Genomic DNA, 11,433 nt, shown 5'->3' with positions numbered 1-11,433 from the left:
CTTTGATGAGCGACTACGAATCCATAGTGACCGAGGTCGACGGCGGTGTTGGCATCCTGACCCTGAACAAGGCGCAGCGCCACAACGCTTTCGACGAGCAACTGATCGCCGAGATCACCGCCGGCCTGCGTGAACTCGACGCCGACCCCGCGGTTCGCGCCGTCGTCCTGTCATCGACCGGCAAGAGCTTCTGCGCCGGTGCCGACTTGAACTGGATGCGCGCGGCTGCCAACTACTCGGAGGAGGAAAACCTGCGCGACGCGAATCGCCTCGCCGAACTCTTGTCGACCCTCAACGAACTTTCGAAGCCGACGATCGCGCGTGTTCAGGGGCCTGCCTATGGCGGCGGCGTCGGCTTGATCGCCGCTTGTGATATCGCCGTCGGCACCTACGATGCCGTCTTTTCGCTTAGCGAAGTGAAGCTGGGAATCATTCCGGCGGTGATCAGCCCCTACGTTCTGGCGGCTATAGGCGAGCGCTACAGCCGGCGCTACATGCTGACCGCCGAGCGCTTTTCGGCCGCCGAAGCCTATCGGATAGGCTTGCTGCACGAGATCGTCCCCGGTGACGAACAACTCGACGAAGCCATTGGCGAGATTGTTGATGGTTTGCTGGCCAATGGCCCGCGCGCGCAGGCCGAGTGCAAGGCGCTGATACGTGTCGTTGCCGGGCAGCCGATCGACGAGCAGACCATCGCCGAAACGGCGCAACGCATTACCCGCGTGCGCGCCAGCCCGGAAGGCCAGGAAGGTCTCGCCGCTTTTCTCGAAAAGCGGCGGCCGAACTGGCTGCTCGAGTGAGGCGCAGAGTTGCCGACTTGCCGGGAAACGATGCCCCGAGATCAAGAGCTATTGTCTTGCGGCTTGCCGCTGCTGACTCTGCTACTCGCGCTGCCCTGGCGGCGTGAAGGTGAAAGGTGCTCCGATGTTTACCAAGATTCTGATTGCCAATCGCGGCGAGATCGCCTGCCGAGTGATCAAGACCGCTCGTCGTCTGGGCGTGCGCAGCGTCGCCGTCTACTCGGAGGCCGACGCCAACGCCCGCCACGTGCGCCTTGCCGACGAGGCGGTGTGCATCGGTCCGGCTGCCGCCCGCGAGTCGTATCTGGTCGGCGAGCGCATTCTTGATGCGGCCCGTCGTACCGCTGCGCAGGCGGTTCATCCGGGCTACGGCTTTTTGTCCGAGAACGACGTCTTTGCCGACGCCTGTGCTGCGGCGGGGATTGTCTTCATTGGCCCACCGGCGGCAGCGATCCGCGCCATGGGTTCGAAGTCCGCCGCCAAGGCGATCATGAGCGCTGCCGGCGTTCCGGTGACGCCGGGCTATCATGGCGACGACCAGGCACCGGGGCGTTTGCAGCGCGAGGCCGAGGCGATCGGCTATCCGGTGCTGATCAAGGCCGCGGCCGGCGGTGGTGGCAAGGGGATGCGTCTGGTCGAGCGCGGCGAGGATTTTGCCGCGGCGCTGGCTTCGTGCCAGCGTGAGGCAGCCTCATCCTTCGGCGACGACAAGGTGCTCATCGAGAAGTATCTGAGCCGTTCGCGGCATATCGAATTCCAGATTTTCGCCGACACGCAGGGTAATTACGTTCATCTCTTCGAACGCGACTGCTCGGTGCAGCGCCGGCACCAGAAAGTCCTCGAAGAAGCGCCAGCTCCGGGAATGAGCGCGGCACGGCGTGCAGCAATGGGCAAGGCGGCGGTCGACGCCGCGCGCGCGGTCGGCTACGTCGGTGCCGGTACCGTCGAGTTCATCGCCAGTGACACTTTCGTGCGCGACGGCAGTTTCTATTTCATGGAAATGAACACCCGCTTGCAGGTCGAGCATCCGGTGACCGAAATGATTTCCGGGCAGGACCTTGTCGAGTGGCAGTTGCGCGTCGCCAGCGGCGAGCCGCTGCCGCTGCGCCAGGAGCAACTGGAAATCCGTGGACACGCGCTCGAGGCGCGTATCTATGCGGAGAATCCGGAGCAGGACTTTCTGCCGTCAACCGGGCGACTGGTGCATCTCTCGCCACCGGCCGAGAGCCTCAATGTGCGCGTCGATACGGGCATCGAACAAGGCGACGAAATCTCGTCTTACTACGATCCGATGATCGCCAAGCTCGTTGTCTGGGATGTCGACCGCGACGCGGCTCTGGCGCGCATGTGGCAGGCGCTGGCCGACTATCGCATCGTCGGCGTCAGTACCAACGTCACTTTCCTGTCACGCCTGGTGGTCTGCCCGGCTTTCGCCGACGCCGATCTCGACACCGGCCTGATCGAGCGTAGCCGCGAGTTCCTGTTCCCGGCGCGCAGCGAACCACCGCGAAATGTCTTCTTTGTCGCCGCGGTCGCCGGTCTGCTCCGCGAGCAGGCGGCGGCGCTCAACAGGGCCAGCCATTCGGGCGACCCCTGGTCGCCGTGGAGTTCGCACGACGGCTGGCGCTTGAACATCCAGTCGCAACGCACGCTAACCTATCGCAGCGGCGATTCGGTGTACGAAGTGGCCGTTGCTTACGAGGCCGACGGCTGGCGCCTGGCGCTGGCTGGCGAGTCGGTGCTGGCGCGCGGCCGGGTTCTCGAAAGCGGTCGCTTTGCCGGCCAGCTGGCGGTCGAGCTGGACGACCGTCGCCTGGTGGCCAGCGTCGTCGCCGTCAATGAGAAGCAGGAACAGAAACGGCACGTTTTCCTCAATGGCACCACTTACGTCATTCTGCGCGACGATCCCCTGCATCTGGTTGAAGCCGGCGGAACACAGGGTGGCGGTTTGACGGCACCGATGCCGGGCAAGGTGGTGGCCTTGCTGGCGGCGGTCGGGCAGCAGGTGGAAAAGGGCGCCGCGCTGCTGATTCTCGAAGCGATGAAGATGGAACATACGATTACGGCGCCGAAGAACGGTATCGTCAAGGCCTTCTGCTACGCCGCCGGCGATCAGGTGGCCGATGGCGCCGAACTGCTCGATTTTGCCGCGGAGAATTGAGATGGCGCTGCCGGCACAGGTCAAACTGGTCGAAGTCGGTCCCCGCGATGGTCTGCAGAACGAGGCGCAGATCGTCCCGGCGGCGATCAAGGTCGAACTCATCGAGCGTCTCGCCGACGCCGGCCTGCCGGCCATCGAGGCGACCTCGTTCGTGTCGCCGAAATGGGTGCCGCAAATGGCAGACAACGCCGAGGTCCTGCGCGCGGTCTTGGCGAGTCCGCGACGCCGGCTGCAGGTGGCGTACCCGGTTCTGACGCCCAACCTCAAGGGTTTCGACGCGGCGGTAGAAGCGGGGGCGCAGGAAGTTGCAATTTTCGGTGCCGCTTCGGAGTCATTCTCGCAGAAGAACATCAACTGCAGCATTGCCGAAAGTCTGAAGCGTTTCGCTGCCGTCGTCGACACCGCCAGCGCGCTCGAGATACGCGTGCGTGCTTACGTGTCATGCGTGGTCGCCTGCCCCTACGAAGGCGCCGTTGATCCGCAGCGTGTTGCCGCGGTCGCGCGGCAGCTGCTCGACATGGGTTGCTACGAGGTTTCGCTCGGCGATACCATCGGTGCCGGGACGCCGGCGTCGGTGCAGAGAATGCTGGCGGCGTGTGCGGCAGTGGTGCCGATGAAGCGCCTGGCGGGCCATTACCACGACACCTACGGGATGGCGATCGCCAATATCTACGCTTCGCTGGAAATGGGCATGGCGGTCTTCGACAGCTCGATCGCCGGGCTCGGTGGGTGTCCGTATGCGGCCGGCGCGAGCGGTAACGTGGCTACCGAAGACGTCGTTTATCTGCTGCAGGGCTTGGCCATCGAGAGCGGTGTCGATATCGACAAGTTGCTCGCTGCCGGCCAGTTCATCTCGAGTCACCTGGGCCGCGAATCTGCGTCGAAAGCGGCGCGCGCGCTGCTCGCCCGCCAGCGGGCTGGCGAAAAGCAGGAGCAAGGTCTTTGATGGGGAGGAGATTGTCGTGAGTCAACCGCCGACGCCAAGCGTCGCTTCGCCGTGCATCAACGTCTGCAAAATGGACGACGACGGCGGTTTCTGCATCGGCTGCTTCCGGACCATTGCGGAGATCGCCGTCTGGAGCCGAACGCGGGACGAGCAGCGCCTGAACATACTGGTCGCTGTCGAGCGTCGCCGCATCGAGCACAGTGCCTGTGCGGCAGGCGAGGACTTCCGTGACGACTGTGAGCCGACGGGCAGCAGCAGAGGCGAGGAGCGAGCGCGTGAAGAATAGACCGGGCGGCAGTGGGTTACGTGAGCAGGGTCATCGCGAATGAGCACGACTGAAGACGACTATCTCTGCGTCGGTGTGTGTATGTTCGACCCCGATTCGGGTTACTGCCTTGGCTGTGGACGCCCGCCCGAGCCGGTATCCGAGGCTTCGCAGGAGATCGTCGCCGAGGAAGCGCGTCCGCTGCGGGTCGTCGATGCGGGCCCCGACGGCGATTCTCCAGGCAAGCACTGATGCTGCCGGCGCTTCTCCGGGTGAGTCCTGATGTCGCCCGACGATCCTCCGGGGAGTCGCTGATGTCTCCCGACGATTCTCCGGACGGTCCCTGATGCTGCCCGAGAACCTGCTGGTTCTCGAGCGCGGCTGGTTGTCGTCGAACAATATCGTCTTTCTTGAAGGCGAGCAGGCGGCCTTGATCGACAGCGGCTACGTCACGCAGGCCCAGCAGACCGTCGCCTTGCTCGAACACGCACTAGCGGGTCGGCGGCTGACCCGCTTGCTGAACACCCATTCGCATTCCGACCATATCGGCGGCAACGCGGCGGTGAGCGCGGCTTTCGGCTGCCAGGTCATTGTTCCGCACGGCATTGATGCGACGATTGCCGAGTGGGACGAAGAGGCGCTCTTGCTATCGCCGCTTGGCCAGTCCGCTACGCGTTTTCGCCACGACGCGACGATTGCCGCTGGCGATGAAAGCGAGCTCGGCGGTCTCAACTGGCGGGCCATTGCGGTTCCCGGCCACGATATGGACGCGCTTGCTTTTCACAACCCCGAGCGGCGCATCCTGATCTCCGGCGACGCCCTGTGGCGGAACGGCTTCGGGGTCATCTTCTCGGAGATTCTCGGCCATCCGGAAGGTGCCGGCGGCCTGAAGGCGGCCCGTGAAACGCTCGACGTGCTGGCTCGCCTGCCGGTCGAGCTGGTGATTCCCGGTCATGGCGCGCCGTTCATCGAGGTCGACGATGCTTTTGAGCGGGCCTATCGGCGGCTGGCGGCTTTCGAACAGGATATCGATCTGCTCGCCTGGCACGCGCTCAAGGTGATCCTTGCTTTTGCCTTGCTGGAAAGGCGGCAACTGCCACGTGCCGATCTGCCTGATTTTCTGGCCGGCCTGAGTTTCTGCCAGAGCGTGAACACGCGCTATCTCAATCTCAGTAACCAGGCGCTGGCGCAGCGCCTGGTTCGCGACCTGATTCGCGTCGGTACGCTACGCGACGAGCAGGGCGTGCTGGTTGCCCTGTAGGTGCGCTACAACGTCGCGTTGGCTAGACCTGTGGGCAGAGTTCGCCCAGGCTCGTTGCGTTGAGTCGGCGCAGGTCCTGGTCGTCCTGCCAGCCGTGCCGCTCGACGTTCGAGAAAGCGTATTCCTCACTTTCTTCAATGCTTTGTTCGAGGAAGGCTTCGATTGTCCGTTTCAGGTGACTTGCTGTGGGTAGCATCGTCCCGTAGAAAAGGACCAGCTCCCGGCGCTTGATGAGCAGCGTTGGGAAGTTGTCCACGTCAATGTCGCCCAGATCGTCGGCGTGTTCCTCGATATCCAGCCAGTGAAATCCGGCTCCCGGAAACTGGCGGGCAAGCTTCGCGAAGCCGTCCTGGTACTCGCGGCAAACGCCGCACCACTCAGCGCACAGGCAGACGATGACGAACTCGGCCAGCGCGGGTTTTCGTTCCGCGTGCGTCGGCGCTTGTTCGGACCTTGCTGTGCTCTCCCTCTCCATCTCGCCGCTGCTCGTTGCGTGCTGCCTCAAGTGCAGCTCTGTCCGCTAAGCAAGCTCTGAATATGGGCGAGCAGTTGCGCCTCGGGGTAGGGTTTGCCGAGCAGCACGTTTACGCCCGCGGCGTGTGCTTCACCGCGCAACTGCTCACTGTCCGAAGTGACCATGATGATCGGCAGCCCTGCGGTCGCCGCATGGGCACGCAGCTGCCGTGTCAGCTGCAAGCCGCTCATGCCGGGCATATCAACGTCGGTAATCAGTACATCGGGTAAGGCTCTCTCGATTTGCCGGGCGGCGTCCAGTCCGTCTTCAGCCATTACCACTTGATAGTGCTGCGCGCCCAACAGCCGGCCGGTCTTGACGCGGACCACCTTGGAATCGTCTGCGACCATGACCACTGTTTCTTCTGGCGTCTTCGCTTTTGCCGGCGCGACAGTCGCGGTGCGGGTCGCGGCTAGCTGCCGTGCGTCCTCGGCAGCTTTCCGTTCAGCCGCTCGGCGGGCATTTTCCTCGCTTGCCTGGCGCTCGGTTTCTCGAGCAATGGCCTGGTCGACCGCCAGCCGTTCCTCATCTTCCAGGCGCTGGGCTTTCTCAACGGCCTGGCGGTCGGCCTCGGCCTGCGCCGCCTCCCTGGCGACCTTGCGCTCGACTTCGGCACGAGCGGCTTCTTCTGCGGCCTTGCGTTCGGCTTCGGCACGAGCGGCTTCCTCGGCGGCCTTGCGCTGGGCCTCTGCACGGGCAGCGTCTTGAATTGCCGTCCGTTCCGCTTGCTCGTTCGCTGAGCGACGTGTATTGAAGGAGCGCCATGCGAAAAAGGCCACGCCGACTCCCGCGGCGATCAACAGCAAGCTCTCATTGATTGACATTGAACTGATCCTTCGCCCTCTTGGCATTCACCCTCGTCGGAATGTGCCGACGCACACCCAGTTACCGTTCAACTGATCAGCCGACTGCCCTGGGCTGTCGCTGTCGACCATGATAAAACGAATAATTGACTTGTTGGGCGATCGCCGGGCAGGGCGTTGGTCGACGAATAGCCGCAATAGCAGCATCTGCCTCATCCCTGCATAGCGGTCAAGCCCGGAAACTGAGAGAATGCCGGGCTCGGGAGCGACGCTGGCCGGGGCGGCGTTTGCCAGGCGAGCTTTGCCCCTTCCAGACGCAGCTGGAGCGGTGCGGCGTCCGAGGAACCTGCCCGTCTTAGCAGGCGATGGCCTGTCGCCAGTTGGCGTGGGCCTATTTACGCGCAAGCCCGGCGTGGAGGATGTAAAGAATGGCACCACAGAGCACTTCTGGCGATGTATCACCGATCGAAGAAATCATTGTCGAAATGCGTGCCGGACGGATGGTCGTTCTGGTCGACGAGGAAGACCGCGAGAACGAAGGCGATTTGATTCTCGCCGCCGAGCATGTTACGCCGGAAGCGATCAACTTCATGGCCCGTTTCGGGCGTGGCCTGATTTGCCTGACGTTGACCGAAGCGCGTTGCGGGCAACTGGGCCTGACGCAGATGGCGCGCGACAACAAGAGTCCGTACAGTACGGCGTTCACGGTTTCAATCGAAGCCGCCGAAGGGGTGACCACGGGGATCTCGGCGCAGGACCGCGCGCTGACCATCCAGGCGGCGGTGGCGCGTAACGCCGAGCCGACCGACATCGTGCAGCCCGGGCATGTCTTTCCGATCATGGCGCGCGCGGGCGGTGTCCTGGTGCGTGCCGGGCATACGGAAGCTGGCTGTGATCTGGCGCTGCTCGCCGGGCTCGAACCAGCGGCGGTGATTTGCGAGATCCTCAACGAGGATGGCAGCATGGCCCGTCTGCACGACCTGGTCGACTTCGCTCGCCAGCATGGCCTCAAGATCGGCACCATCGCCGATCTGATTCATTACCGCAGCCAGCACGAGACCCTGGTCGAGCGCACGCTGTCGAAAGCGGTACAGTCAGCGCACGGCGAGTTCATGCTGCACGCGTATACCGATTGCACCTCGAACGAGGTGCATCTGGTGCTCACCAAGGGCGAGATCTGCCCCGATCAGGAGACGCTGGTGCGGGTGCATGAACCGCTCTCGGTCGTCGATTTCCTTGACCCGGGTGGGGAGCGGCATACTTTTTCGCTCGACGTCGCACAAGCGGCGTTGGCGCGGGCGAGGGCGGGGGTGATCGTCTTGCTGCACCGTCCCGAAAGCGGTCAGGATATTCTCGCCATGCTCCGTGAGCCAGCCGCGAGCAAACGTCCGGCTGCCCGTTGGGACCCGCGCATCTACGGTATCGGGGCGCAGATCCTGCGTGATCTGGGGGTCGGCAAGATGAAATTGCTGGCCAGTCCGCGGCGGATGCCGAGCATGACCGGCTTCGATCTCGAAGTCACTGGGCATATTGCCAAACTGACCGACCTTGAAGGACTCTGATGAGCATCCAGACAACGCCTACCAACACCGCGCCCGTGCGTCGCGACGAGGCCATCGACGAATGTGCGGCTTCGCTGGACGGCGAAGGGCTGGCGATCGGTATCGTCATGAGCCGCTTCAGCCCGGAACTTGGTGAAGGCCTGCTCAGTGCCTGCCTCAGTGAGTTGCAGCGCCTCGGCGTCGACGCAGCGCGCATTACGCTGACCACCGTCCCGGGCGCTCTGGAGATCCCCCTGGCCCTGCAGACGATGGCACAAAGCGAGCGTTTCGACGCGCTGGTCGCACTCGGCGCGGTCATCCGCGGCGAAACCTATCATTTCGAGATCGTCGCCAACGACTCGAGCCGGGGAGTGATGGAAGTGCAGCTCGACAGCGGCGTGCCCATCGCCAACGGAATTCTGACCTGCGAAGACGACGATCAGGCGTTGGCCCGCATGCACCAGAAAGGCGCCGACTGCGCACAGGTGGCGGTCGAGATGGCCAATCTGCTGGTGGCACTCGGGGAGCGCTCGTGATGGCCGGGGGTTTGCCGAACAAGGCCAACGCCAGTGCCGTCAGGTCGCCGCGTCGCCGGGCCCGCGAGTTCGCCCTGCAGGGGCTTTACCAGTGGCAGCTGAGTGGCAACGACGAAGCAGCAATCGAAGCGCACCTCGGCGACGTCGAAGGCTTCGACAAGGCTGACCGTGAGTTCTTCGTCAAGTTGCTGCGCGGTGTTCTCGTCCAGCGTTCGGTGCTGCAGGAGCAGTTACAGGTGTATCTGGACCGGCCCTTTGACGAGCTGTCACCGATCGAGGCCAGCGTCCTGCTGGCGGGAGCTTTCGAGCTGGGTAATTATCCGCAGACCCCCTATCGGGTGATCATCAACGAGTCAATCGAACTGGCCAAGGCTTACGGTGGTACCGACGGCCACAAGTACGTCAACGGCGTACTCGACAAGCTGGCTGCCAGATTGCGTCCGGCCGAGGTCGAAGCCAAGCGCGCGGCACGCGCCAAAGCACGCTGAGCAGCGTCGCCGAGCAAGCCCGGCAAGTCGTGCATTGGCAAGGAGGAGGGGCGGTGATGCCCAGCGAGTTTGAACTGATCCGAACGTATTTTTCCAGGCCGACGCCGCAGGCGGTTCTCGGCCCCGGTGACGATTGCGCGCTGCTCGTGCCGTCGGCAGGTTGCGAACTGGCGATCAGCACCGACATGCTGGTTGCTGGCCGTCATTTTCTGCCCGATACCGACCCCCGCCAGCTCGGCTGGAAAGCTCTCGCGGTCAACCTCTCCGACCTCGCCGCGATGGGCGCCAAGCCTCGCTGGGCGCTACTTGCGGGCAGCCTGCCGGAAGCGTGCGCGGAATGGCTGGCGTCGTTTTCGGAAGGCGTCTTTGCATGCGCCAGTCGCTACGGCGTTGATCTGGTCGGCGGCGATACGACGCGCGGCCCGCTCAATCTGTGCTTCACTGTGCTCGGTGAGCTGCCTGCCGGCGAGGCGCTTCGTCGCGATCGGGCCTTGCCCGGTGACGACCTCTGGGTTTCCGGCTGGCCGGGCCTGGCGGCCCTGGGGCTGGCCCATTTGCAGGGACGGACTGAGCTCGCGGAGGGGCTCGCCAAACGCTGTCTGGCGGCCTTGCAGCAACCGTGGCCGCGCGTCGAACTGGGTCTGGAATTGCGCTCGCGTCGCCTGGCGAACGCGGCCATCGATGTCTCGGATGGCTTGCTCGCGGATCTCGGGCATATCCTTGAACGCTCTGCGGTTGCCGCGGAAGTCCAGGTGGGGCAGCTGCCATCGAGACCGGCCGGCGCCGACCCGGCGTTCGCGCGCCAATGCCAGCTGGCCGGCGGTGACGACTACGAGCTTGTTTTCTCGGCAGCGCCGGCAAGACGGCGCGAGCTTGCCGCGCTGGCCGCCGAGCTTGATCTGCCGCTCTGGCGCTTCGGCCGGATCGTCGCTGCGGCCGACAGGCGCCTGACGCTGCTTGACGAAGACGGCCAGGAGCTAGCCGTCGATGGCCAAGGATTCGACCACTTTGCCTGATCCCAATCCTTACAATCCGTCCCATCCGCCTTCCCTGCAGTTTCTCATGGCGCATCCCGCGCACCTGCTTGCCTGTGGTTTCGGCAGTGGCTTGTCGCCGCGCGCGCCGGGGACGTTCGGTACGCTCTTCGGCTGGTTGTCGTTCCTGCTGTTGCGTCCGTACATGAGCGACTTCGAACTACTGGCTTTCATTGTCGTCTGTTTCGTCGGCGGCGTGCTGGCGGTACATAAGACCGGCGTCGACCTGGGTGTCGTCGATCACGGCAGCATCGTCTGGGACGAGATCGTACCGTTCTGGCTGGTGCTGCTGTTTTGTCCCGATAATTGGTTGTGGCAGACCACTGCTTTCTGCCTGTTCCGCTTTTTCGACATCAGCAAGCCGCAACCGGCGCGTTACTTCGACGAGCAGGTGAAGAACGGATTCGGGGTGATGACCGACGATCTGGTCGCTGCTGGCTATACCTTGCTGGTGCTGGCGATTCTGCGTTTTGTCTTGTCATGAGCGCCAGCGATCAATTTTCGCTGGAAGCGCTGGCTGCCGAAGTCGGCGAGCAGTTGCTGGCCAATGGCGAGCGCCTGGCGACCGCCGAATCCTGCACCGGTGGTTGGGTGGGGCAGTGTGCGACGGCGATTGCCGGCAGCTCGCGCTGGTTCGAGCGGGGTTTTGTCACCTATTCGAACGACGCCAAGATCGAGATGCTCGGCGTCGGCGCCGAAATCCTTGCCGCACACGGGGCGGTCAGCGAGGCCGGCGCGGCGGCCATGGCGCTCGGCGCCTTGTGTCGCAGCCGTGCGGATTGGGCTCTGGCGGTCACTGGGGTTGCCGGTCCGGCTGGGGGGTCTCCGGGCAGGCCCGTGGGGACAGTCTGCTTCGCCTGGGCTGGGCCGCAAGGGCGCCTCGAGACCGAAACCCGCTGCTTTGCTGGCGACCGCTCCGCGGTGCGCGCGCAGTCGGTAGCGCATGCGCTGCAAGGGCTGCTGCAGCGCATCAGGAGGCCGTTGGGCTGAGGCCCACAGCCAGCTCTGTGGAATTCTGCTAGAGCGTTAATAAAATAAAGTAATGTGACAGCTAGGTGCGTCAGAGGCGGGCGCTTCGGAATAA

The 11,433-nt window shown here is 64.0% G+C and carries 14 protein-coding genes; 12 read left to right on the top strand and 2 right to left on the bottom strand.

Annotated features, from left to right (window positions below):
- Positions 1-5 precede the first annotated feature (5 nt).
- The 6 genes from E4Q23_RS08550 (at position 6) to E4Q23_RS08525 (ending at position 5,433) form a co-directional block, all read left to right on the top strand.
- Complete coding sequence (locus E4Q23_RS08550; RefSeq protein ID WP_169066249.1) at positions 6-800, top strand: enoyl-CoA hydratase/isomerase family protein; 795 nt, start codon at positions 6-8, stop codon at positions 798-800.
- Positions 801-924: 124 nt separating this feature from the next.
- Positions 925-2,961 carry an acetyl/propionyl/methylcrotonyl-CoA carboxylase subunit alpha gene (locus E4Q23_RS08545; protein ID WP_169066248.1) on the top strand — a complete coding sequence of 679 codons (2,037 nt, stop codon included), beginning with the start codon at positions 925-927 and terminating at the stop codon, positions 2,959-2,961.
- Position 2,962: 1 nt separating this feature from the next.
- Entirely contained in the window at positions 2,963-3,907 is a 945-nt protein-coding gene (locus tag E4Q23_RS08540) for a hydroxymethylglutaryl-CoA lyase (protein ID WP_169066247.1), read from the top strand.
- 16 nt (positions 3,908-3,923) lie between these two features.
- Complete coding sequence (locus tag E4Q23_RS08535; RefSeq protein ID WP_336511635.1) at positions 3,924-4,193, top strand: DUF1289 domain-containing protein; 270 nt, start codon at positions 3,924-3,926, stop codon at positions 4,191-4,193.
- A 39-nt stretch (positions 4,194-4,232) separates the two neighbouring features.
- Positions 4,233-4,424 carry a DUF1289 domain-containing protein gene (locus tag E4Q23_RS08530; protein ID WP_169066246.1) on the top strand — a complete coding sequence of 64 codons (192 nt, stop codon included), beginning with the start codon at positions 4,233-4,235 and terminating at the stop codon, positions 4,422-4,424.
- A 94-nt stretch (positions 4,425-4,518) separates the two neighbouring features.
- Positions 4,519-5,433, top strand: coding sequence for an MBL fold metallo-hydrolase (locus tag E4Q23_RS08525; protein WP_169066245.1), 915 nt, complete (start codon positions 4,519-4,521; stop codon positions 5,431-5,433).
- Positions 5,434-5,455: 22 nt separating this feature from the next.
- Here E4Q23_RS08525 and E4Q23_RS08520 read toward each other — a convergent pair whose 3' ends face one another.
- Positions 5,456-5,938, bottom strand: a complete 483-nt coding sequence (locus tag E4Q23_RS08520) for a thioredoxin domain-containing protein (protein ID WP_248595325.1) — start codon at positions 5,936-5,938, stop codon at positions 5,456-5,458.
- Positions 5,935-6,771, bottom strand: coding sequence for a response regulator (locus E4Q23_RS08515; RefSeq protein ID WP_169066244.1), 837 nt, complete (start codon positions 6,769-6,771; stop codon positions 5,935-5,937). The genes E4Q23_RS08520 and E4Q23_RS08515 overlap by 4 nt, the downstream gene beginning before the upstream one ends.
- A 407-nt stretch (positions 6,772-7,178) precedes the next feature.
- Here E4Q23_RS08515 and ribBA point away from each other — a divergent pair, with 407 nt between their 5' ends.
- From ribBA to E4Q23_RS08485, 6 genes are read left to right on the top strand one after another with little or no spacing between them, the layout of a single operon-like run.
- Positions 7,179-8,312 (top strand): bifunctional 3,4-dihydroxy-2-butanone-4-phosphate synthase/GTP cyclohydrolase II, encoded by a 1,134-nt coding sequence (gene ribBA / locus E4Q23_RS08510; protein ID WP_169066243.1) that lies wholly within the window; start codon positions 7,179-7,181, stop codon positions 8,310-8,312.
- Positions 8,312-8,827, top strand: coding sequence for a 6,7-dimethyl-8-ribityllumazine synthase (gene ribH, locus E4Q23_RS08505; RefSeq protein ID WP_169066242.1), 516 nt, complete (start codon positions 8,312-8,314; stop codon positions 8,825-8,827). The genes ribBA and ribH overlap by 1 nt, the downstream gene beginning before the upstream one ends.
- The gene (nusB, locus tag E4Q23_RS08500; protein WP_169066241.1) at positions 8,827-9,315 is read left to right on the top strand and encodes a transcription antitermination factor NusB; all 489 of its coding nucleotides are present in this window, start codon (positions 8,827-8,829) and stop codon (positions 9,313-9,315) included. Before ribH ends, nusB begins: the two co-directional genes overlap by 1 nt.
- 56 nt (positions 9,316-9,371) lie before the next feature.
- Positions 9,372-10,331: a thiamine-phosphate kinase gene (gene thiL / locus E4Q23_RS08495; protein WP_169066240.1), complete on the top strand. Its 960-nt coding sequence runs from the start codon at positions 9,372-9,374 to the stop codon at positions 10,329-10,331.
- Entirely contained in the window at positions 10,303-10,833 is a 531-nt protein-coding gene (locus E4Q23_RS08490) for a phosphatidylglycerophosphatase A family protein (RefSeq protein WP_169066239.1), read from the top strand. Before thiL ends, E4Q23_RS08490 begins: the two co-directional genes overlap by 29 nt.
- Positions 10,830-11,339 carry a CinA family protein gene (locus E4Q23_RS08485; protein ID WP_169066238.1) on the top strand — a complete coding sequence of 170 codons (510 nt, stop codon included), beginning with the start codon at positions 10,830-10,832 and terminating at the stop codon, positions 11,337-11,339. Before E4Q23_RS08490 ends, E4Q23_RS08485 begins: the two co-directional genes overlap by 4 nt.
- The last annotated feature ends 94 nt before the right edge of the window (positions 11,340-11,433 follow it).

Origin of the sequence: Candidatus Accumulibacter phosphatis, from assembly GCF_012939955.1 — a bacterium.
GTDB classification, from domain to species: domain Bacteria; phylum Pseudomonadota; class Gammaproteobacteria; order Burkholderiales; family Rhodocyclaceae; genus Accumulibacter; species Accumulibacter delftensis.
This window is presented reverse-complemented; position numbering and strand designations above follow the sequence as displayed.